The sequence below is a fragment of the Peribacillus simplex genome (genome assembly GCF_900156045.1).
GTDB classification, from domain to species: Bacteria; Bacillota; Bacilli; order Bacillales; family DSM-1321; genus Peribacillus; species Peribacillus simplex_D.
Map to the genome: position 1 here is coordinate 314,348 of NZ_FTMX01000004.1, position 23,124 is coordinate 337,471.

Consider the following 23,124-nt stretch of genomic DNA (forward strand, 5'->3'; position numbering starts at 1 on the left):
GATGGGGTGAACGGATGGAAACGGAAAAAAATAGTGTGACGGTCAAGAAAAAGGCAAGGTTGAAAGTACCGCATACATACACACTTATCTTTATCATAATCATCTTGGCAGGACTTGCTTCATATGTTATTCCGGCCGGCGAATTCGACAGGGTTGAAGATAAAGAATCAGGAAGAATGCTTGTAGTCGACGGAAGCTATCATTCTATTGAACAAGACCCAGTGAGCTTCTTTGACCTTTTCACCTCCATTCCATTGGGATTGGAAAAAGGAGCCCAAATCATTTTTTATATCTTTCTTGTAAGTGGTGTATTCGGGATAATACGCACTACCGGGGCCATTGAAGCAGGAGTCTACAAAGGGGTCCGATCACTTGAGGGCCGGGAAAAGCTTTTGATTCCATTGAGTATGCTGCTTTTTTCGATTGGCGGTTTTAGCATGGGGATGGCAGAAGAGACCATCATCTTTGTACCGATTGGTATCGCTATAGCTAGGGCGATGGGCTTTGACGCAGTTACTGGAACGGCCATGATTACACTGGGTGCAGCGAGCGGATTTTTTGGGGGTATGCTCAATCCCTTTACGGTAGGGGTGGCGCAATCACTTGCTGAAGTACCTTTATTCTCAGGAATCGGTTTTCGCTTTGTGATTTATATTTTTGTACTAGCATTTGCCATTTGGTATGTTAGCCGTTATGCGAATAAGGTAAAGCGGAATCCTGAAAATAGTGTTATCTATGATATTGAACAAAAAGAAAAACGAACGGTTGGTCTAGTCGACTTTCCAGAACTGACGGGGCGTCACAAGCTAGTCTTCATCGCGATGATTTTGGGTCTGGCTTTTAACATTTATGGTGTGTTTAAATGGGGTTGGTTTTTAACCGAGCTTACCGCTTCATTTTTGATTATGGGTATTGTAAGCGGGATTGTAGGCGGTTTACAGCTTGGGAGAATTTTCGATTCATTTATCGATGGGGCCAAAGCGGTAACATTTGGAGCCTTGATCGTCGGCTTCGCAAGAGCAATAACAGTAGTGTTGGAAGAAGGGAAAATCATAGATTCTTTGGTCTTCATGGCGGCGTCCGGGATCGGCCACCTACCGCAGGCATTGAATGTCGTAGGCATGTTCTTCACCCAAGCAATCCTGAATTTATTCATCTCTTCGGGTAGCGGGCAGGCTGCGGCAACAATGCCGATCATGGTTCCCATTACGGATATTTTAGGTTTGGAAAGGCAGCTTGCCGTTCTTGCCTTCCAATATGGAGATTCGGTTACGAATTCCATCATTCCAACGTCATCAGCGTTAATGGGATATCTGGCCATCGCTGGGATTCCCTATGAGAGATGGGTGAAGTTCATTTGGAAATTAATTCTCGGGTGGGCTTTGATTGCTTGCATTGCATTAATGGCTGCAGTGGCCCTCGGTATCTCCTAAGAAAATAAGGAGTGGTTTAGATGAAGGAATTATTGAATGAAATTAAACCTCAAATACTGGAGATTTTCCACCATCTTCATGAGAATCCTGAAGTGAGCTGGAAAGAATATCAGACTACGTCTTATATTTCAAAGATCCTCCAACAAAATGATATTGAGGTGACCAGTTATGAGGATATGCCTGGGATTGTGGGGAATTGGCATCCAGATGAATGGCGAAAAAACTTAACGGTCGGATTGCGTGCCGATATGGATGCTCTCCTTCAGGAGGTGGATGGGACAATTCGTGCCAACCACTCCTGTGGGCATGATGCTCATATGACGATTGTTTTGGGCGTCTTGCTGGTATTAAAAAAAATGAAGATTAATCTTCCAGGTACGTTAAAATTTATTTTTCAGCCTGCCGAAGAAGTTGGTGAAGGTGCTTTAAAGATGATTGAAAAACAGGTATTGGAAGATGTTGATTTTCTATATGGTCTTCATTTGCGCCCCATTCAGGAAATGAAACTTGGACAAGCCTCATCAGGCATCATTCACGGGTCAGCCAATACAGTGTATGGTGAAATTCACGGATTTGACGGACATGGTGCCAGACCCCATTTGACTTTAAATGCCATTGAAGTGATCACATCCATTGTTGACCAGCTTAAAGGAATACGGCTAGACCCGCAAATATCATATTCAGTCAAAATGACACAGGTTTCTGCAGGAGGGGAAAATGCGAATATTATACCTGGGTCCTCCAGGTTCAGTCTTGACTTACGCGCCCAGACGAATGAAGCGATGGATGAATTGATCGAAAAGGTGGAGTGTGTCTTGAAGAAAATGTCCGTCTTCCATCAATGCGAAATTAGCTTTCAGCATAAAGAAAGAGTATATGCCGCATCCATTGACCAAGAAGCGGAACGATTTATGGAGAAGGCAATTGAAAAAACCTTAGGGGCCAAAGGAGTAGTCAGGCCCATCATCACTCCTGGAGGTGAGGATTTTCATTTCTATACAAAAGAAAGACCTGCTATCAAGGCAACGATGTTGGGGCTGGGCTGCGATTTAGAGCCAGGTTTACACCATCCCAATATGGTGTTTAATCATGATGCCATTTTCACGGGTATTGAAATAATAACCAGGGCAGTCATTGAAACTTTTTCTAAAGATGACAAGTAAAAAAGGCACCATTTAATTTCTATCCCGCTAAGTTCTCCGAAAATGATTAAATTGCTAGGAATTAGACTTATTTTTATTATTCAAGTTAATGGTAAACAAGCGAGGCCACTAATTATTTAGTGGCCTTTGCTAATTAAAGATTGGCCTTGGCAGAGAATTTTTTGTTATTTCCCCAAAAAAACTTCCATTCCAACTATGAAGCCTGGAGTCGAACAGCGGGACATATGTCCTTTCCGGAATCTTTAATCCGTTATTTAATAATGGAAAGAAAGAAGGGGGGAGACACAGTGAAAGGGATTTTCTTTTCGTTTTTTGGAGGAGCCTTTCTAACGTTGCAAGGTGTAGCCAATTTTCAGATTAGCCGGGACCTTAGCACGTGGCAAGTCGCAACGATTACACAGTTCACTGGTTTCATCATCGCCGGGATGATATTAATTATGATACGTAAAGGGGATTCTCTTGAATTAAAAAAAGTAAAACCAATGTATTTGTCAGGTGGCGCCTTTGCTGCGGTGATAATTTTCAGTAATATTACCGCTTATAAACAGATCGGAGTGACGTTTTCGGTATCTGCTCTATTGCTTGCTCAGCTAATTCTTAGCTTTGTCATTGATAGCAAAGGGTGGTTTGGGGTAACGAAACAGAAGATGGAATTACCACAGTTCATTGGGCTTGGCTTGATGATGGCAGGAATCATTTTATTAGCGTTATAATTGTAAGGATATAAGTAATAGGCAGGAAGTGAATCTTAATCAGATGAAAGAAATAATGGATTCGGAAAAAATCAATCACTATTTGAAGGTCCATCAGTTGGAAAACATTTTTAATGGAGCCTTGATGCCCTATTTATCTCTCTACCATGTTGAGTCAGGTGAATGTATTTGCTCCCAAGGCGATCGAGTGAATTATTTGTACGTGCTGGTTAAGGGAAAAGTTAAAGTGTATACGACATCAGTTGAAGGCAAGAATCTGATTCTGTCATTCAAGACCCCTCTTGAAGTAATTGGGGATATTGAATATATACAGGGAATCGATATCATCAATACTGTTGAAGCGGTATCGGATGTCTATGTTATCGGCATCCATCATCAATGGTTAAAAAAGTATGCCGAAGGTCAACCGGCCTTCCTCCAATTTTTACTAAGGGTCATCACCCAGAAGTTTTATGTTAAATCCAAGTCACTTAGTTTCAATTTAATGCATCCAGTTGAAGTAAGGCTTGCAAGTTACCTCCTATCTGTTTCGTTCGATGAAACAAATGCCCAAATCACTGGACGGTTGAATACTGAGAGCCTGAAGGATACGGCAAACTTTATTGGGACAAGTTACAGGCACCTTAATCGGGTCATCCTGCAGCTTTGTAGGGATGGTTTGATTGATCGGTCCGATGGGTTCATCCAAGTTAAAGATTGGGAAGGTTTAAAGGCACTGTCAAGCCATAATATTTATGAGTAGATAGTTTATATGATTTGGAGGAGGCGTTACGATGTTACTTGGATTAAGTTGGGCAATCCTCGCGGGTTCAATGGTCAGTTTACAAAACGTTTTCAATAGTAAAGTAAATGAACATGTCAATTCATGGTCAACGACTACACTAGTATTAGGGTTGGGCTTTCTTGCCTCGTTTTTATGTGGGTTCGCATTTGAGGGAATGGAGTTTTTTCAACTGCATAATATGAAGCCCTGGTATTGGCTCAGCGGGTTGGTTGGCATAGGCGTGGTCATTTGTGTGACACAGGGAGTTAAGCTTCTAGGACCAACCTTCGCCATTTCAATCGTGATGGCGGCACAGCTTTTATTTGCTCTCGCTTGGGATTCTACAGGTTTGTTGGGGCTGGAGAAGGTTCCCTTTACATACAATCAGTTGGCGAGTATCCTGATTATCATTACTGGGATGATAATATTCAAAATAGGAGGGAAAAGGAAAACGGTCTCTTGAAATGACTTAGAAAGACCATTGTATGGTCACGAGTTATTCAAAGTATGATGAAACATTGAATGGAGCGATACACTTGAACAGATACAAAGCTTTATTTTTTGATATAGATGATACACTTTTAGACTTTCGAAAGGCTGAAAGTGATGCACTGCGCTTACTTCTCAAGGAGCAACAAATTTTGTATACACCGCAAGCGGAGGCGCATTATAAAACAATCAACCAAAACCTGTGGAAGTCATTTGAAATGGGGGAAATATCGCGGGATGAGGTAATCAATACACGATTTTTAATTTTTTTTAAAGAATTTGGCCGGACAGTGGACGGGGGTGCACTGGAGAAAACCTATCGTGGTCACTTGGAACAAGGGCACAAAGAAGTTAATGGGGCACAAGAATTGGTAGCGAATTTAGAACAGCACCATGATTTATATATTGTGTCAAATGGGGTCTCCATGACCCAAGATAAACGCTTGCGGGATTCAGGCTTGCATGCATATTTTAAACGAATTTTCATTTCAGAGGATACTGGATATCAAAAGCCGATGAAAGAGTTTTTTGATTACGTATTTGCCTGTATTCCTGATTTAAAACCGGATCAAGGATTGATAATCGGGGACTCATTAAGTGCGGACATAAGAGGAGGACAAATTGCCGGCATGGATACCTGCTGGTTTAATCCTGAACAGAAGCTGAATGAAACGGGGATAGAGCCAACCTACGAAATCAAGCAGCTTAGTGATCTATATTCCATAATCAACAAAGCATGACTTGAGTTTCAAAAGCTAGTTGTAATATCATTGTATTTGCGATCAGTACATGGACGATAAAGAATGGCTAAATAAGCAAGTATAACCTGAAGAAAAGAAGTGAATTGAATGGCTGAACCCTTAAAGGATTTATATAATGAAACGTTCATTCGTGAATTCGGTGAAAAAGTAAAGGGTGTCCATCCGTCCTTCTCTACCGAATTGTTTGTAGAGGAAGTGATTGATGAACATTGGGACGAGAGGAAGTTAAAAGAACGAATTAGACATATTTCCATTACTCTTGGAAAGCACCTTCCAAGTGATTATCAAGAGGCTTTGGATATTTTGTATCGACTTGATAAGGATTGTGAAGGTTTTAGATATTTATTTTTCCCGGATTTTGTAGAGGTACATGGATTGAATAAGAAAGATTGGCCGTTATCGCTTGATGCCTTGGAGCGGTTTACTTCAAAGTCATCTTCCGAATTTGCAGTGCGTGCTTTCATCTTACTTGACCCTGTTCAAATGATCGAAAAAATGAAGAACTGGACAAAACATGCGGATGAGCATGTCCGCAGGCTGGCAAGTGAGGGATGCAGGCCCAGGTTACCTTGGGGGCAATCTTTACCGATGTTCAAATCCGATCCGGCACCTGTCTTGGAATTACTTGAGAACCTGAAAAACGATTCATCCCTATATGTTCGCAAAAGTGTGGCCAATAATTTGAATGATATTGCCAAAGATCATCCTAAAACCGTAATAGAAACTGCAAAGTGCTGGTATGAAAGCGGAGAGCCCAACACGATTTGGATTGTCCGACGGGGATGCAGGACCCTAGTTCGTCAAGGAGATCCAGAAGTCCTTTCATTATTTGGATACACGGATGTATTGAATAATCCGAATATCATTACAAAGGCATTTATAAGAAATGAACCTGACTCGATTTATATTGGGGAAACCACTGAACTTCATTTCGGCTTTCAGGTGCATGCGGAGAAAACAGCGAAACTTCGCATTGAGTATGCCATCGATTTCGTAAAAGCCAATCAGAAAACGTCCCGTAAAATTTTCCTTTTGGCAGATAGGGATTTCTCAGATGGTGAAAGAGTTGAAAGAGTGAGGATTCACAGTTGGAAAGACCTGACGACCCGTCGACATTATATGGGAATCCATCGAATAACACTCCTTGTGAACGGAGTGGAGGTTGCAGAAACGCATATCAAACTAAACGCTGAAGGATAACTTAAAAAGTATGGGAGTTCTTGATTAATTAACAGGATTACCAGCACTTATAACTGACAAACGAGGAGCTGAAAGTTCCTCGTCATTAATTATTTGATGATAGTGAAAGAATTGCAAATAACACATTAAAAAGCAATCAAATCCAAAACGTTGGATAGCTCCGATTGCTGCGCAAATTATTAATGAGCAATGCCAGTAAGACGATTATCACAGCACCAGTTAAAACAGGCGTAAATAAATAACTCCAGCTATACTGGCCAAGCATGACTACAAGCGGGTCTGCCCCAGCTGGCGGGTGCGTCGTTTTTGTCAGCATCATCACCGCAATTGCTAATCCGACAGCCAAGCCGATCGCCCAAGGCTCATCGCCAAAAAAATGATAGGAAGCTAAACCTACGAATGTTGAAACGAAATGGCCGCCAATTATATTCCTGGGCTGTGATAACGGCGCGTTCCACAGACCGTACGCCAGTACACAGCTGGCACCAAAAGGAGCCATTAACCACGCTGCTGAAGTTATTCTTGTTAAAAGAATTAAAGCGAATATTGTTAAAAATCCCCCAATCAGTCCCGTTATTGCGTCCTTTACATTTATCGGTAAAGGGCTTCTTCCTTTTCCCTTCATCTTAGAAAAATAACGAAGATGAAAAAAGCGTTTGTCTTTAGGCCTCGCTATTGATATACGGTCCAATATTACCCCTCCCTTTTTATATAATTAGACATTACACGAAACACACTAACCTGTCAAAAACAATTTTATAGGTTAGTTTAAAAATTATAAAAAAACCAACTTTTATAATAAGTTGGCTCTTCATTGATCATCAGATTTCCGGTGTTGAAATCGGGCAACCTTTTTCCTATTCCCGCATATTTTCATTGAACACCACTTGCGCCTTCCGCTTTCATCGATAAATAACAGTACACAATCATCATTCGAGCACCGCTTTAGTGATGACAGCTTATTTTCTTCGATTAATGTTAATGTGTCAAAAGCAATATAAGATAGCAGGATATCTTCGGCTTCTCCAACAGGTATGGGAACAAGTTTTTGATTCATTAATTTATAAGCGAAAGGTGATTTTTCAATTTTATTTTCTAAAAAAGCGATAAACTCATCGGAAATCATATTTCCATCCGCTATTGACTCAAATTGTTTTCTTAAAAAAGTCCGCATTTCCAGTATGTCTACAAATACCTGTTGAATTCTCTCTTTAATTTTCAAGGATAGCTGATTATCCCAATATGCGTTTTTCCCTTTTATTACAGCAAGCCATTCCAACACATCCGATTCTGAGAGTAATAAGTCTTGCCGCTGACCACGACTGACTAGTTCCGTGTTCACTAAATCCAGAGAAAGATTACCTGATATTAATGGAAATTTATTAGTTTCGGACATAGATTCATCTCCCATTTTCTAACGAAATTCTAACCATTAAAATGCTAATGGAGAGGTTATGTCATCATTATACCCTATTTCGGAATTTTTCAGCTACTCGTCTTTCTTGAGAAATGACGGCGATAACATGAAGCGTATTATCAAAAATCATATTGTCAATTAACAGTATAGTAAATGAAATCACATGATTATCAATCCTATTAAAGTGAGGGAAAAAGTTCTTGACAGAACCTGTACGTACAGGATAATATGAAAGCGTATACAGAACCTATACGTACAGGTTATAAAAACAACTATATTTTGCTTTCTAGGGAAAGGAAGTAGTGAAATGGGTAAATACACAGAACCAGCAACGGATTTGCTTCAACATGTCGGAGGGAAAGAAAATATTGCAACGGTTACGCATTGTGCGACAAGAATGCGTTTTGCTTTGAAGGACCCCTCCAAGGCGGATGTGACGAATATCGAATCAATTAAGCTTGTGAAAGGAACGTTTACACAAGCGGGCCAGTTCCAGGTCATAATCGGGAACGAAGTATCATCGTTTTATAATGAATTCGTTTCCATAGCTGGACTTCAGGAAGCGTCAAAAGAAGATGTGAAAAATGCTGCTAAACAGAATATGAGCTGGCTGCAGCGTATGATTGCCCATCTTGCGGATATTTTCACCCCGCTGATTCCTGCCATTGTCGTTGGCGGACTCATTCTTGGATTCCGCAATATCATTGGTGATATTAAAATGTTCGATGATAGCACAAAAACCCTTGTGGATATTTCCCAATTTTGGGCAGGGGTCCACGCCTTCCTTTGGCTGATAGGTGAAGCTATTTTTCATTTTCTTCCTGTTGGGATTACATGGTCAATCTCGAAGAAAATGGGCACGACTCAAATTCTCGGCATCGTCCTTGGCTTGACCCTGGTTTCCCCACAACTTCTTAATGCATATGCAGTGGCAAACACAAAGGCAAGTGACATACCTTTTTGGGATTTCGGTTTTGCCCAGGTCGATATGATCGGCTATCAGGCTCAAGTCATCCCAGCTATACTTGCAGGGTTTGTCTTGGCGTATTTAGAACGGTTCTTGAGAGATAAAGTGCACAATTCCATTTCCATGATCGTCGTTCCATTTTTCGCTTTACTTCCAACTGTAATCATTGCCCATACCATTCTGGGGCCTTTAGGCTGGAAAATCGGTTCTGTCATCTCTACAGTTGTATATTCGGGATTGACTTCATCAGTTGGCTGGTTATTTGCTGCCGTTTTCGGCTTTGCCTATGCACCGCTTGTCATCACGGGACTGCATCACATGACAAATGCAATCGATCTTCAGCTTATGAGTGAACTTGGCGGTACGAACCTATGGCCGATGATCGCATTATCCAATATTGCACAAGGAACGGCCGTGCTTGCGATGATTTACATCAACAGAAAGGACCAGGAGGAAAGGCAAGTTTCCATACCCGCTACGATTTCATGTTATCTCGGTGTAACCGAGCCAGCCATGTTCGGGATTAACCTGAAATACGGCTTTCCGTTCTTAGCCGGTATGATCGGTTCACTTTTCGCAGGGATCGTTTCAGTCGGATCTGGAGTAATGGCAAATTCCATCGGTGTTGGAGGGATCCCAGGTATCCTATCCATCCAGCCACAGCACATGGGAATGTTTGCGCTTGCGATGTTGGTAGCTTTCGTTGTGCCATTCATTTTGACTATTGCATTCTCCAAACGTCCTAAAATGAATTTGAAAACAAGAACGAAAACAACGAAATTAAATGCTTAATAACGCGGAGGGAGAGCATTCTCCCTCTTTTTTACCATACTGGCAATAGATACATCAGGGATAGCAGAGGAGGATCACAATGAAGGATTTTAAAAAAAGCACCATCTATCAAATTTATCCGAAGTCATTTATGGATTCGAACGGTGACGGCATCGGGGACATAAATGGTGTTATTGAAAAACTTGATTATCTGAATGAACTGGGAGTGGATTATATTTGGCTGACCCCTTTTTATCGTTCACCTCAGAATGATAATGGATATGATGTAGCGGATTATACATCCATCGATCCTGTTTTCGGGACGATGGATGATTTCGAAAGATTGGTGAAGGAAGCCAATTCGCGGGATATCCAAATCATGCTGGATATGGTATTCAACCATACATCAACAGAGCATGAATGGTTCCAAAAAGCATTGGCTGGAGATAAAGAATATAAGGACTATTATATTTTCAAGAAATCGAAAAATGGAGAGCCCCCTACCAATTGGATATCGAAATTCGGAGGCCCTGCATGGGAATATGTAGCGGAACATGATGAATACTACCTTCACTTGTTCGATCGGACCCAAGCTGATCTTAACTGGGAAAATCCCAGAGTAAGGCAGGAAATCTTCAATGTAGTAAACTTCTGGATGGATAAAGGTGTCAAAGGATTCCGTTTGGATGTGATCAATCTTATTTCGAAACCTGACTCCTATGAAAATGACGATGATGGAGATGGACGTTGCTTTTATACAGATGGTCCCAAAATTCATCAATTCCTTAAAGAGATGAATGAAGAAACATTTGGGAAGGATGTAGAGGTGATGACTGTAGGGGAAATGTCATCGACGACCATTGACCATTGCATCAAATATTCATCTCCAGTTGAAAAGGAGCTGTCCATGGTATTCAGTTTCCATCATCTAAAGGTGGATTATAAAGATGGGGAAAAGTGGTCACTTGCAGATTTTGACTTCAGGCAGTTAAAGGAGATCCTAAGCAGCTGGCAGTATGGGATGCAAGAGGGAAATGGATGGAATGCCCTGTTCTGGTGCAACCATGACCAGCCGAGGATCGTATCCAGGTTTGGGAATGATCAAGAGTATCATAAGGAATCTGCCAAGATGCTGGCAACAGCCATTCATATGCTTAGGGGAACCCCTTATATTTATCAAGGGGAGGAAATAGGAATGACCAACCCTAAATTCAATGATATTGGACAATATCGGGATGTGGAATCGATTAATTATTATAATATTTTAAAAGAGGCAGGCAAGGATGAAAAGGAAATAATCGAAATTCTTCAGGCTAAATCCCGTGATAACTCTCGAACTCCCATGCAGTGGGAAGATACGGAGCACGCAGGCTTTACAAAAGTGACGCCATGGATTTCGGTGCCTGATAATGCTAAGGTAATAAACGCTGAACACGCACTGAAGGATCAGGATTCCATTTTTCATCATTACCAAAAACTTATATTCTTACGCAAGAAACATGATATCATTGCATATGGGGACTACCAGGAAATTCTAGGCGACCATGACCAATTGTTCGCATATGTTCGTAGTTATAAAGATGAGAAACTTTTGGTCATCAATAACTTTTATGCAAAAGAAGCGTCCTTCAAGATTCCAAAAGATATGGACCTATTCGGATACAACTCAGAGCTCTTGCTCTCAAACTATATCGATTCGAAAGAACTTGCAGGTGATTTTATCCTTCGTCCCTATGAATCGGTTGCCTATTTGTTGAAAAAGGACAAGTAGCAGACAAGAAAAATATATTGTGGTGATGAAATGAACAGCAAATATCTATCGCTATATGGTGATATCGTTTCAAAAATTGAAGAAGGAACCTTTCCGACAAATTCAAAGCTTCCTTCCGAAAGCAGCTTCATGGAAGAGTATGACATATCCAGGGATACGGTGAGAAAGTCCTTACAGTTGCTTGAACAAAATGGATATATCCATAAAATCAAAGGCAAGGGTTCATTTGTCTTGGATTTCAGCAAATTTAATTTTCCTGTAGCAGGATTGATTTCCTATAAAGAAATGGTGGAAAAGTTGAATTTGCATTCCAAAACGATCATCCATAAGTTGGAGCTTGAGACCCCCGACGCAAATATGTCCAAGCTTTTAGACTTAACTGATGATCGTGAGGTATGGAAAGTGTTCCGGGTACGGCAAATCAATGGCAAGAAAATCATACTGGACAAAGACTATTTCAAAAGCGAGTTCGTAACTAACTTGACGAAGGAAATTTGTGAGGATTCGATTTATGGATATATCGAAAAGGAACTCGGGCTCCAGATCGGTTTTTCCAATAAGGAAATTACCGTGGAACCATGCAGTGAAGAAGATAAACAATTATTGGACATTGAAGACTTCGATATGGTGGCAGTCGTGAAAAGTACGGTCCATTTAATCGATGGAAGCTTGTTTCAGTATAGCGAATCCAGGCATAGACCCGATAAATTCAAGTTCACGGACTTTGCACGCAGGACTTGGTGAAGGCTATAGGTATTTGATGCCTGGCAGACTACGGATGAAATGTAAAAACAATTAGCTTGCCAAGGAAATGCTGTAGAATCAGGGATGGACTGATTCATGAAAGTTCAGTTCCATGCAAAAGGAGAAGGTCGCCGTGGCGGCCTTTTTTAATGCTGTTCAATGTATCGTGTCATTCTTATAGATATCGAATTGGACTCTTTTTATTTTTGAACGACCGGGGGGAGAGGAGGAGAATCGTCAAACCATTAGTTTGACGATCCCTCTGCTTGTTTGGGAGAATGGGAAGCATTTAGTAAAACCACTCCACCAATGATTAATACTAAGCCACCAAATGTAGTGATACTAAATGGCTCACTCCAAAATAGTACGCCAATTAATGCCGTTAAAGCTGTGCCTATTCCTGACCAAATGGCATATGCCAAGCTTAACGGAATTGTTTTAAGACATATAGATAAGCTATAAAATGCAATTCCAAATCCTATTATAACTCCAAATGATGCGAATAAATGCGAGAATCCTTCAGACAACTTAAGCATGGTTGTACCAAATACTTCGCTTATGATGGATATCCCTAAAGCTATGTATCCTTTCATACTATTACCTCCGATTACTTATGTTAATTGCCCCCGCTTGAGACCTTCAAAACCACCACTCCTCCAATGATCAGGACTAAACCTAAAAATTTCTTCAGGCTAAAGCTTTCTTTATAAACGATAACTCCCACTAAAGCCGTTAAAGCTGTGCCTATTCCCGACCAAATGGCATAAGCCGTTCCAAGCGGAATGGTTATTAGTGATAATGACAGGCAATAAAAAGCCAAACCCATTCCAATTACCACACCAATGGAAGGGAATAACTTTTTAAACCCGTTTGATACTTTTAACATCGAGCTGCCAAACACTTCACTTAGGATGGCTATTGCCAAAAACGCATAAGGATTCAAGATGAACTCCTCCTAAATATTCATTCTAATTTCGTCACTTCCCCCAAGAATCTTAACATCTAAAGGACTCATATTAAACTAATACCACCTATAGTTAGTTTCATTTTTTCTGTCATTGCTGTTCACGCTCAATATTAGGCTGAAAGTGATGCAATAAGCGCTTCTTCGACCATGATAGCAACATATAAGAAGGATGAACTGATTTAAACAAAGAATGCTTCAATAAGGCGATTACGGATGTCAGCCATGCCGTTTCCATAAAAACATCTATACCCATTTTATCAGGAAAAAAGATAGTGGCTAATGACGTTTGCTTAACCCTTCTTGGCAGTAATTCCGATATTGTCATTATTTTGGCTTGCTTGAGCACTGGCGGAAGAATCTCTTCAAAGAGGTTTATTTTAAGATAAACCTCGATAGAATATATGGTATGGATATGACCCGACAATAGCTAAATACTCACGATTCGTTTTTCAGTAGGATTTATTCCCCTAAGTCCAGTGAGGAACGCGCCAAGTACAATACCGGAGCATTTAAGCCAATGGGTCTTTACAGAAGGTTCATTTTATAGCATGGAAACATAAAAAGATGGGGATATGCAGCAATTCCATACTAGCCTTTGGAATAAAATAAGAAAGGGGGAGAAAAAGTCAACCATATGATTTGTTCTCCTTTTTGTTCTTAGGAATTCGCCACTTCAATCAGACAGTTAGGGCGAAACAGCTAAAACTACATACTTTAATATAACCTAATTGTTCTTTCTTTACTTTTTCTCACCTCTGATAATCCTTTTATTACAGGCATATAGGCAATTAACATAGTAATTTTAAACTTACTATTACATCTTAAAATCAAACTATTAAACTATTACACTTTTATATTTCTTTCATATACTACTATATCTTTTAATAGAAAGGGGGAAGAAAGAGTGCAATCACCTTGTATCTTAGAAGTTGATGGTCAATTCTTTTTAGTTACTGAAATTGATGATGTAGCTACACTTAGAATCCGTATTTCATCTCTATTAGCATCAACTTTGATTGGATTAGGATTTCCAGTCTGCGGAGAATAGATCACGTTCCCAATAATTTAGGTATTCCATTTTAGTGCATACACTTCAAAACTAGTAATATAATCAGATGTTATCGGCATGTAAAAAGGGATCTTCCAATTGAAAATCCCTTTTTACTACTTCTTCAACTAACGACCAGTAAATCATAAGCTAAACAAAAAGTCTTTTTTTTACCCAGAATGAAAAAAGAACTTTGCCTGTGTCTTTAGGAATGGGATTCTTTTTTACGGCTATTGACTGGCTTTATAAATGATTGTACTTTTGAATGAAGACATTGTTGGTATATGGAAATTCACAGGATATAGACAGGGGGATAATCATGTATGTTTGTCAAACTAGGGATCATGAAGTAATTGCAAAATTAAATCGAAATGTTCACAATTTGCATGCAAAACTATATCCTAAGTATTTTAAGGAATATGATTATAGTGCCATGAAAGAAACTTTCAAAAATCTGGTTGAAAATAACAGTTTTGTTTTTCTCGTTTTAAAAGAACTTGAAGAACCGATCGGTTACGCATGGATTGAAATTAAAACCTATCCAGAAAGCGCTTTTAAAAATGAGTATAAATCAGTATATGTGCATCAGCTTAGTATCGATGAAAATCAAACCCAAAAAGGTTACGGTAAAAAACTAATGAATGAGGTCTATGAAATTGCCAAAAAGAATGATATAGATTTAATTGAACTGGATTATTGGTTTGAAAACATAGCTGCAAAAGAGTTTTATAAGAAACAAAACTTTAAAAAGTGTAGGGAGTTCGCGTATAGACAGTTGTAAATCCTTTGGATGTCCATTTTCAAAGGTTGAAGGAATGAATAAAAACCCCTAATTGGGGTTTTTTAATTAATATCTTAACATTCTCCTCGAATAACTGGGGGGTTGAGGAACTCCACAAACAAAGCTTTGGCTATAACACTCTTTCACAATACTTCGGGTATGCGGTATATATGTGTTGAAGTGTTTATTCACGGTAGTTGTATGTGTCGGGTGAAAAACTGGAATCACAGTGTTAATGACATTAGTTTTAACATTTTGCTTTGTTGGGGAGATTTGAGGTGGAATATACTGAGTAGGCATTCTGTGAGGTGGGCAATATTGTGGTGGACATTGACCGCCTTTCGGATGCCTCCAGGGCTTATTATACATTTAAACACCTCCTGGATTTTTTTGAGAGTCATTGTTAGTTTATGAAAAAAATTGATAAAGGGACTGGTATAAATGCCTTTATCAAAAGTTCATGGGCATATCAGATCTTTCACTCATTTTTAAAAAATTGAATGAACATTAATTTAAACGAATTTGGTTAATTGCTTGACGAACAAATGACTTGTGTCTTTTCCTCCAGCTATTTTCCTTGCTTTTTTCCAAGCCCCATTCAGGAAATGTAGATAACCGTAACGCGGCAAATAATTGCCAGAAGGGTAAGTTTGTAAAATTCACCTCCGGCATCATGGATTTATATTGATTTGTGAAGTGATCCATCGCTTGCATTCCAAAATGATATGAAATTTCGAGTTGACTATTGGCGAGGTCAGCCAAAGGGTCCCCTAAGCCTGAGTCTTCCCAATCAATTATTGAAACTAGTTTATCTTCTTTCCATAATATATTTCCTGGCCAATAATCACCATGAAGGATCACTTCTTTATTCATGGAGGGTAATGGAAAGGAAGATTTTAACAAATCTCTAATCAAGCTCAGATTTAATGTTTCGTCCAGGACTACCTTATTTTTATTATTTAACATCTCTACATATGTATTTTCTAGTTTAGGAAGGAATGATAAAGAAAGATTTGCACAATCAACACGATGGATTTTTGCCAGATTGATTGCCAATTGTAAGATATGATCATTAAGATTTGAAGGGGTGAATTCCGACTTACCCCCAATAAACTCGATAAGTATGCATGGCTTGGAAAATATCTCGCAGGATTCCTCGATGTAATAAGGCATCGGTACAGGCAAACCGGCAGCTTTCAATATCCCTAAGAGCTTGTGTTCATCTGCTGCAATATTTGGATTCCGTTTCAAGTCATTATCACCATGCTGACGAACGATCATTTTTATGATTCGCCCTGACGGTTGCAATATTTCAAGTCCTGTCACCTGTGCAGAAATTCCGCCTTTTAATTTCCATGCTCGAATTAGCTTGTTTCCTGGATCTAACTTTTGAACCAATCGTTCAAACTTATCATATTCGTTCATCATATGACATCTCCTTAATCCCGTTCAATGTTAAGGAATTTAACTTCACATTTTCCTATAACATTCATGAAAAATTCAAAAGCCTCATATTTGATTGCAATTTCAATAAATGAAACCAATAGCTTGTTACACACGTAAAGTAATTTAAACAAGTGAGGTGTGCTGGCATTGAAAATTGAAAAATATAAAGTGGATACACCAAAAGGGACGTTACAATATAATATTAGTGGAAACGGCAAGCCAAATATAGTTTTAATTAACGGTGGCTCTGGACCGATAGAGGGTTGGATGAAAATCCTGCCGGCTATTTCGGAAACTTCATCAGTATTTTCCTATAATCGTTTTGGTGTTGCTGGCAGCGATAAACCGAAGGAAAGCCAAGACGGGATAAATATTGTTAACACTTTACGAGAAGCATTAACAATCGTGGGATTTGAACCTCCATATTTATTGGTGGGACATTCCCTAGGCGGCTTATATGCTAATTTATATTCCCGACTTTACCCAAAAGAAGTAGCGGGAATTGTTTTTTTAGAATCCAGTACCACGAAAGATATTAGCCTTAATGAATATCAAGGCAAGGCAGTAAAAACCATTAATAAGATGTTCAAGATGTTTGATTCCTTGTCTTCACATAAACAATTCAATGAAGTTAATTTTGTGGAAAAAACTGTGGATCAAATCCAACAAACTGATACATTTCCCGAAATACCTGTATTTGTAATTACTGGTGGACAAGAAAATCGAATGATGCTAGAGGAAGTTCGAAAAAAAAGACTTGAGAACCAATTGGAATTACTATCATTGTCAAGAAACAGCAAACACATTGTCGCTGAAAAAAGTGGACATTTTCCACAATTATCAGAACCAACCATAGTGATTGACTCAATCAAAGATTGTGCAGAACAATTAAATAAAACAAACCATAAACATTAGATGCAAAGCTTTTCGTTAGAGTATTTTGGTTAATGCTGACTATTTTAAATCTCTCTATCTCCTTCCATCACTTTGTTTATAGATGGCTTATTCTCCAACAATTCCTGATACCAAAGTGAAAAAATAGAAGAAAGCTTTTTCAAAAAACTCTCGTCCGTTGGGAGAATGTCATAAAATAATATGCCATAAACACCTTTTGGGGTGTATTTTTTTTGGGAACGGAAGTCGAGATGAAGAATTCTATATTATTTTGAAATTTCTTTAATCCGATAGTTATGTGTACAAGCATTTGTTAATACATAGCATAAGATTAATAGAGGTGATAGAAATGGTAAAAGTATTTATTGATCCCGGCCATGGAGGTACGGATCCAGGCTCGGTGGGGAATGGATTGATAGAAAAGGATTTAACTTTATCCATTGCAACTCGAATCAAAGACATCTTATTACTAGAATATAAAAACGTTTATGTGAAAATGAGCAGGACCCAAGATTCGTACCCCTCCTTAAACGATCGTACGAATGCAGCGAACGTGTGGGGAGCTGACTTTTATCTCTCCATCCACATTAATGCCGGCGGAGGAACTGGGTACGAGGATTACATCTATACGTCCACTAACCAGATCACGAAAACGTATCAAGATTATATTCATTCAGAGATCATGAAGCTTATCAACATCCAGGACAGAGGACAAAAAACAGGAGATTTACATGTACTCCGTGAAACGGACATGCCTGCACTCCTGACTGAAAATGGATTTATCGATAATGTCAATGACGCAGCCAAATTGAAAACGGCATCCTTTATCGAATCACTGGCTCGCGGACATGTAAACGGATTAGTTAAATGCTTCAATCTTACAAAGAAAAGTACAGCTGTATACCACACTGTCGTTAGTGGGGATACCGTATACTCCTTAAGCATCGCTTATGGCAGTACGGTTCAGCAAATTAAAGATTGGAACGGTCTTGACAGTCAGTACACAATTACAGTAAACCAGAAGTTGCGGGTGAAATGAATAATTAATAATTGACTGGTTAAATTATTATTAACTTCCAGAAGCACTCCACGCAGGAAGCCCTTCTCAAAAAGAGAGGGGCTTTTCCTCATTCAGGAATATGCATGTAATGAAATAATCATGTACATTCAACTGTCCTGATTTGATCCATCACTTGGATATTCTGAAGGAAATGTGGGTCAATTTCTGGAAGGATATACAAGCGCATTTTTCAGGAAACAAGCCTCTGACGGGATTCGAACCCGCACTCCTTTCGTAAGCATAGGCTAGGGGAGAACACGCTTCCCTACGGATTTTCACCGGCAGGAATTCCACCTGCCTCAGCGTATTTGCTTTTCGGTGCTTCTGAAACCCTTACCTTGCGACCCGGTGGCTACAATGTTTTCCGGCGCTCTTCCCTTCTAGAGCTACAGAGGCAAATGCTTATTCTCCAATTATAAGATTCTTACATGAGTTATGAATCGAATAATAAAAAATAAGGCCTGCTACGCATATAGTTTCCAAATACAGTTACGCAATGAAATAAGTAATCTTGGTAAAATGGATATGATTTTAAATCGCCGAATGATAATTGCAGGTGATTCAATGTTACGATAGTTTTCGTTTTTTTTAATTCATCAGTAAATGGTCTAAAAAACTGGTTCTGCGGGAGTTGTATAAGCTGGTTATTCCACTTCTTAACTAAAGTAAGCTATGCTTTTTCATATAAGCTGACACAAATTTAAATGGATTCTTTGTAATGGCATATAAAAAGAACAAAAGCTAAAAAGCACAAACCATAATGGCTTGTACCTGAAATGTATCAGCAAATAACTGAATTGAATCTATGTATTGTTGCTCATTACTCATTTATTTTCCTTTCCGTAAAGAAACCCTCGAGTTAGATATTAATCGTATATTTTAATGGCTTGAACCACTTTTCCTAAAATACGGACTCTATCATTTTTGATGTTATATGTTTTTTCTTCATAAAAAGGATCCGTGCTGCAGGGAGTGAGTGTGATGTTCCCTTCATTGATATTCACTTTTTTGACCGTAGCATCGTGACCATTTACTAAAACCACACCAATCTTTCCGTTTTCGATGTAGGTTGTTTTTTCAACGAGAATTAATGATCCGTCTCTGAATTCTTTGTTCATGCTATTGCCATTCACTCTAAGGAAAAAATATTCTTTATTCGATTTTAGCATCGAATTTAATGTCGGCATATAGGCTTCAATATATTCATTGGTGAAATTAGGATCTCCAGCAGGGATATTTCCGTAAACACCAATTAATCTTACATTCTTTTCATTTAGGAATTCCATTCCAGGATTATTGCTGACGACAGGTGCTCCTTCAATGAGGTGGGATAGCGGTATTTCAAAGCATGTGGACATCATGCTCAGTTTATCCATTAAAGGTTTATTCCGCCCGGATTCCCAGGCCGATACTGCCGTTGGGGCCACTTTTAATATATTTGCCAAATCTTCTTGTGTCATTTTTCTTTCTTTTCTTAACATTTTAATCCGTTCACCAATGTGCATATTTCTTCACCTCTTACTTGAATATACACTAAGAGTGAAAGTGAGTAAACTTAAAGTGTGTGAATTTTGCGAAAAATTGTTGAAAACTATACTTCAAGTGTGATATTATTTTTTTAGACAGGTGGTGACAAGATATGACAAACGTTAAGTTCACTCTTAAACAAGCGAGGAAGTATAAAGGATTAACTCAAGATGAAATGGCTAAAGTGCTGAAGATGGCGAAGAGGACTTACATTGACTATGAGAAATATAAGATTCCTTTGCGAATCGATAAGGCTTATTTATTTGCTGAATGTGTAGGATTCTCAATCGACGAGATCATTTTTTTTGACCCTAACCTACACTTCAAATGTAGTTGAAAGTCCAAGTGTACCAGCGTTTATTTAACAGAGTGGCCATTAGGAATGTAAAGTCTAATCAAGGCAATCCTAACTTCCATGGGACAAGATTCAAGGAATGATGGAAAGAAGGTGAACAAAGTGGAAATGGAAATTAATTCTTTAGAAGTTGCAGTAGGAGCTGCTGCCGTTAGCACATTTAAGAGTGTAAGGAAATTCGTGGAGAGGTCATAGAGGATATTATCGTACACGGCGGTGTTGTCAAATTGGCTTATCACTGAAAATATTGATCCTGTTCTCAGGATGAAAAGGAGGAATTACTTAAAGGAGTAAAAATCCAAACTTCTTGGGTGTTCCTTAATAAAAGGGCTGTATGCTGATAAATTATATAAAATGGACGATTGATACTGAGATCCCAATGAATGACAGCCAATTGTTGTGAAACATTTTTATTTAATTAATGTATAGAACGGATTTTCAAAACACCATGAATAGGAGCAATTGGACAATGGCAAATTCGAAGGAAAAGTTAATATGGATGAACAAGCCCTTATCCTTTGCAGGATAAGGGCTTGTTCTCATTTTTGTGAACTTGAAGCAATCCGATTTCCTCCGTAATTACGACTTCATGAAATAAAAAAGACTGCATACCTAAATGACTGAAAGCGAATCTTCATACTTTATCTCCATTTTTAATGAACTTCTTCTAGTTTTTTTCTCCCATCTTTATGAACATGGCAGGTAATGGTATGCAAAAGTACAATTATATAATAATGAAGGCTATGGAAGTCCGGGGAAGGGGACATTGATAATAGGATGAGTTCGAAAAAATCCCACAGGATATTGGAGGAGATAACATTTGAAAAGAAATGTATTCAATTATGTCGTTTTTCTTGTCCTCATGCTAACCATATTAATTATGGCTAAGCCAGATATTTCCTCAGCAGGGAAATTGAAGCCGCCCTCCGAAACTTTCAGCCCAGGGGATTGGTTTCTTGGAAGCACTCCCCCCAATCTTGATAAAGAGAAACCACCGATCGTGTTTGTTCAAGGGAGAAACAGCAGTTCGACCAGTTGGTACGGTGAAACGGAATATCATGGAATCAATGATATGTATACCAAAGCGTATGAAGCAGGCTACCAAACGGTTTTTGTTCAGCTTCATGATTCAGCTGGAAATGGATCTGTGAGCCAATATGACAATGGAAGGCTTTTAGCCCAAATGCTTTCAGAAATCAGTAACCATTTCGGAGGCGCAAAAGTAAATATTATAGCTCACAGCAAAGGGGGGGCAGACACTCAAGCGGCTCTAGTACACTATGGAGCCCACCAATATGTTGGAAGGGTCATCACTTTAGCTTCCCCTCATCATGGTTCTTACCTTGCCGATTTGGCTTATAGCTGGTATGCGGGCTGGCTTGGTTCCCTATTAGGTCAAAAAGATGATGGAACTTATTCTTTACAAGTTGGTAAAATGGCGGAATTCCGTTCTGTCACGGATAACCATGTTAACTCTCGTAAAAACATGTATTTCACTGTGGCGGGTATGAACAGAGGCCCGGTTCTTTCTGCTTTATCAATGGGTGGACAATATTTATCTTCCTATGGCGAAAATGATGGTCTAGTAAATGTATGGAGTACAAAAATACCGTACGCAACACATTTATTTACGGATCCCAACTTTGACCACGACAATATTCGAATCGGTTCAGCTGTATTTTCAAGAATTGAACCCTATTTAAGGAGTACTTCCACAGCTGATATTCCAGGATTAAATGTCAGCTATAAAGAACGAGTTGAAGATGAGGTCATTACAACCGCACTAGCTCAAACCGTTCTGGGTGATGTCCTGAAACAAAATGTTTGGACTGAACAAAGTTTTCATGTAAATGAAACAGCCCCGGGTAATATTACCATATATACAGCCTCGGATGATGTCGAGGTTGAATTGATCTCTCCATCCAATAAAAAGTATTCACCTTCCTTAAAGGTTGATTCAGCCAAAAATGAAACTTCCTTTTTTAATGGTGCAACCATCCAATCATTCAATAGGAACAAGCTCGAAATCGGTGACTGGATAGTACGAATGAAGACTAAATCACCAAAAGACGCTTACCTGTTCACAGCACAATTTAACGAAAAGAATCCCATTACATTAAGCATTGCCGGAAAAGTTAAGCAAAAAGATGCAAAATTTTCAATAAAGAATCCAATGAATGGTAAAAAAACGCCCATTAGCACAACATTTTTGGTTCATTTAGTAGATGAAACCGGTAATGAAATTAATGGGAAAAGCTCAATTAAGGTACTGGAGACCGAAAAATTTACTGGTACCCTTCCAGAAGTACCTAAGTCAGGTGTTTATAATGTAACAATTGATGTCAAGGAAAAAAATGTGGATGGCACTGAAAGAACCCGGACGCTGATACGTTCGGTCTATATCGAGAAATAGTGAAATGCCTTCTCTTATTGAGCAGGTATCAAATTCAAAGAAAAGTCAGTTTGCCTATAGTTTTTTCTGTAGGCTCTTTTCATAAAGATTGTTGTTTTTAAAACGAAACGATTAAAGGTTGATTGGAGCGGAAGTGCGAGACTCCTGCGGGAGCAGCGGGACAGGTGAGACCTCACAGGCGTTCACGCCGAGGAGGCTCACCGCCCGCCCCGTGGAAAGCGAGCATCTGGAGGGGAAATCAACCACACCGCATTATTTGGTAAATAGCAACAAAGTATGCGAAAACAGCCTTTCTAACAAAGCATTCAGTTTGAAAAATCGCCTCCATTTTCACTGACTTTCTGCCAAGCCTCATCAAAGCATGCATCTAATGGATCTCGGTTAGTCAGTCTTTCGGCAAGAGCGTCGTAAATCTCTTAAATCAGGTGAGGGTTTCATCCA

The 23,124-nt window shown here is 39.2% G+C and carries 24 protein-coding genes; 17 read left to right on the forward strand and 7 right to left on the reverse strand.

The genetic code is table 11. The features are described from left to right. Positions 1–14: 14 nt before the first annotated feature. The 7 genes from BW986_RS15765 (at position 15) to BW986_RS15795 (ending at position 6,522) form a co-directional block, all read left to right on the forward strand. Positions 15–1,433 (forward strand): YfcC family protein, encoded by a 1,419-nt coding sequence (locus BW986_RS15765; RefSeq protein WP_076368814.1) that lies wholly within the window; start codon positions 15–17, stop codon positions 1,431–1,433. A 20-nt stretch (positions 1,434–1,453) separates the two neighbouring features. Further along, positions 1,454–2,596, forward strand: coding sequence for a M20 peptidase aminoacylase family protein (locus tag BW986_RS15770; protein WP_076368815.1), 1,143 nt, complete (start codon positions 1,454–1,456; stop codon positions 2,594–2,596). A 287-nt stretch (positions 2,597–2,883) separates the two neighbouring features. After that, a complete protein-coding gene (locus tag BW986_RS15775; RefSeq protein ID WP_076368816.1) occupies positions 2,884–3,309 on the forward strand; it encodes a DMT family transporter in 426 nt (141 codons plus the stop codon). Positions 3,310–3,352: 43 nt separating this feature from the next. After that, positions 3,353–4,051 (forward strand): Crp/Fnr family transcriptional regulator, encoded by a 699-nt coding sequence (locus BW986_RS15780; protein ID WP_076368817.1) that lies wholly within the window; start codon positions 3,353–3,355, stop codon positions 4,049–4,051. A 31-nt stretch (positions 4,052–4,082) separates the two neighbouring features. After that, complete coding sequence (locus tag BW986_RS15785) at positions 4,083–4,535, forward strand: DMT family transporter (protein WP_076368818.1); 453 nt, start codon at positions 4,083–4,085, stop codon at positions 4,533–4,535. A gap of 73 nt (positions 4,536–4,608) precedes the next feature. After that, complete coding sequence (locus BW986_RS15790; protein WP_142244657.1) at positions 4,609–5,301, forward strand: YjjG family noncanonical pyrimidine nucleotidase; 693 nt, start codon at positions 4,609–4,611, stop codon at positions 5,299–5,301. 108 nt (positions 5,302–5,409) lie between these two features. Further along, positions 5,410–6,522 carry a DNA alkylation repair protein gene (locus tag BW986_RS15795; protein WP_076368820.1) on the forward strand — a complete coding sequence of 371 codons (1,113 nt, stop codon included), beginning with the start codon at positions 5,410–5,412 and terminating at the stop codon, positions 6,520–6,522. Between the two features lie 136 nt (positions 6,523–6,658). Here BW986_RS15795 and BW986_RS15800 read toward each other — a convergent pair whose 3' ends face one another. Beyond that, on the reverse strand, positions 6,659–7,213 hold the full coding sequence (locus BW986_RS15800; RefSeq protein WP_076368821.1) for an HPP family protein: 555 nt from the start codon (positions 7,211–7,213) through the stop codon (positions 6,659–6,661). Between the two features lie 120 nt (positions 7,214–7,333). Further along, positions 7,334–7,918 (reverse strand): CGNR zinc finger domain-containing protein, encoded by a 585-nt coding sequence (locus tag BW986_RS15805; protein ID WP_076368822.1) that lies wholly within the window; start codon positions 7,916–7,918, stop codon positions 7,334–7,336. Positions 7,919–8,246: 328 nt separating this feature from the next. Between BW986_RS15805 and treP the strand changes: the two genes are divergently transcribed. From treP to treR, 3 genes are all read left to right on the forward strand, one after another. Next, the gene (gene treP / locus BW986_RS15810; protein WP_076368823.1) at positions 8,247–9,698 is read left to right on the forward strand and encodes a PTS system trehalose-specific EIIBC component; all 1,452 of its coding nucleotides are present in this window, start codon (positions 8,247–8,249) and stop codon (positions 9,696–9,698) included. Between the two features lie 79 nt (positions 9,699–9,777). Then, on the forward strand, positions 9,778–11,448 hold the full coding sequence (gene treC, locus BW986_RS15815) for an alpha,alpha-phosphotrehalase (RefSeq protein WP_076368824.1): 1,671 nt from the start codon (positions 9,778–9,780) through the stop codon (positions 11,446–11,448). Positions 11,449–11,478: 30 nt separating this feature from the next. Continuing rightward, entirely contained in the window at positions 11,479–12,192 is a 714-nt protein-coding gene (treR, locus tag BW986_RS15820) for a trehalose operon repressor (protein WP_076368825.1), read from the forward strand. 245 nt (positions 12,193–12,437) lie between these two features. On the opposite strand, the gene BW986_RS15825 is transcribed toward treR, so the two are convergent. Both BW986_RS15825 and BW986_RS15830 read right to left on the reverse strand, forming a co-directional pair. Continuing rightward, positions 12,438–12,785: a DMT family transporter gene (locus BW986_RS15825; RefSeq protein WP_076368826.1), complete on the reverse strand. Its 348-nt coding sequence runs from the start codon at positions 12,783–12,785 to the stop codon at positions 12,438–12,440. Positions 12,786–12,808: 23 nt separating this feature from the next. Continuing rightward, a complete protein-coding gene (locus BW986_RS15830; protein ID WP_076368827.1) occupies positions 12,809–13,135 on the reverse strand; it encodes a DMT family transporter in 327 nt (108 codons plus the stop codon). A 257-nt stretch (positions 13,136–13,392) separates the two neighbouring features. Here BW986_RS15830 and BW986_RS29645 point away from each other — a divergent pair, with 257 nt between their 5' ends. The 3 genes from BW986_RS29645 (at position 13,393) to BW986_RS15840 (ending at position 14,988) form a co-directional block, all read left to right on the forward strand. After that, entirely contained in the window at positions 13,393–13,545 is a 153-nt protein-coding gene (locus tag BW986_RS29645; RefSeq protein ID WP_260320878.1) for a hypothetical protein, read from the forward strand. A 518-nt stretch (positions 13,546–14,063) separates the two neighbouring features. Then, positions 14,064–14,207 carry a DUF3956 family protein gene (locus BW986_RS29650; RefSeq protein ID WP_142244635.1) on the forward strand — a complete coding sequence of 48 codons (144 nt, stop codon included), beginning with the start codon at positions 14,064–14,066 and terminating at the stop codon, positions 14,205–14,207. Between the two features lie 319 nt (positions 14,208–14,526). Continuing rightward, positions 14,527–14,988: a GNAT family N-acetyltransferase gene (locus BW986_RS15840; RefSeq protein WP_076368828.1), complete on the forward strand. Its 462-nt coding sequence runs from the start codon at positions 14,527–14,529 to the stop codon at positions 14,986–14,988. Between the two features lie 66 nt (positions 14,989–15,054). Here BW986_RS15840 and BW986_RS15845 read toward each other — a convergent pair whose 3' ends face one another. After that, positions 15,055–15,357: a CotD family spore coat protein gene (locus BW986_RS15845; protein ID WP_076368829.1), complete on the reverse strand. Its 303-nt coding sequence runs from the start codon at positions 15,355–15,357 to the stop codon at positions 15,055–15,057. Positions 15,358–15,495: 138 nt separating this feature from the next. After that, positions 15,496–16,416, reverse strand: a complete 921-nt coding sequence (locus tag BW986_RS15850; RefSeq protein ID WP_260320870.1) for an aminoglycoside phosphotransferase family protein — start codon at positions 16,414–16,416, stop codon at positions 15,496–15,498. A 165-nt stretch (positions 16,417–16,581) separates the two neighbouring features. Between BW986_RS15850 and BW986_RS15855 the strand changes: the two genes are divergently transcribed. Together BW986_RS15855 and BW986_RS15860 are read left to right on the forward strand one after the other, a co-directional pair. Then, positions 16,582–17,349 carry an alpha/beta fold hydrolase gene (locus BW986_RS15855; protein ID WP_076368830.1) on the forward strand — a complete coding sequence of 256 codons (768 nt, stop codon included), beginning with the start codon at positions 16,582–16,584 and terminating at the stop codon, positions 17,347–17,349. A gap of 328 nt (positions 17,350–17,677) precedes the next feature. Beyond that, entirely contained in the window at positions 17,678–18,367 is a 690-nt protein-coding gene (locus BW986_RS15860) for an N-acetylmuramoyl-L-alanine amidase family protein (RefSeq protein WP_076368831.1), read from the forward strand. An 887-nt stretch (positions 18,368–19,254) separates the two neighbouring features. Here the strand turns inward: BW986_RS15860 and BW986_RS15865 are convergent. After that, a complete protein-coding gene (locus BW986_RS15865) occupies positions 19,255–19,893 on the reverse strand; it encodes a LexA family protein (RefSeq protein WP_076368832.1) in 639 nt (212 codons plus the stop codon). A gap of 134 nt (positions 19,894–20,027) precedes the next feature. Here BW986_RS15865 and BW986_RS15870 point away from each other — a divergent pair, with 134 nt between their 5' ends. Together BW986_RS15870 and BW986_RS15875 are read left to right on the forward strand one after the other, a co-directional pair. Then, entirely contained in the window at positions 20,028–20,252 is a 225-nt protein-coding gene (locus tag BW986_RS15870) for a helix-turn-helix transcriptional regulator (RefSeq protein WP_076368833.1), read from the forward strand. 880 nt (positions 20,253–21,132) lie between these two features. Next, entirely contained in the window at positions 21,133–22,683 is a 1,551-nt protein-coding gene (locus BW986_RS15875) for an esterase/lipase family protein (protein ID WP_076369052.1), read from the forward strand. Positions 22,684–23,124 lie beyond the last annotated feature (441 nt).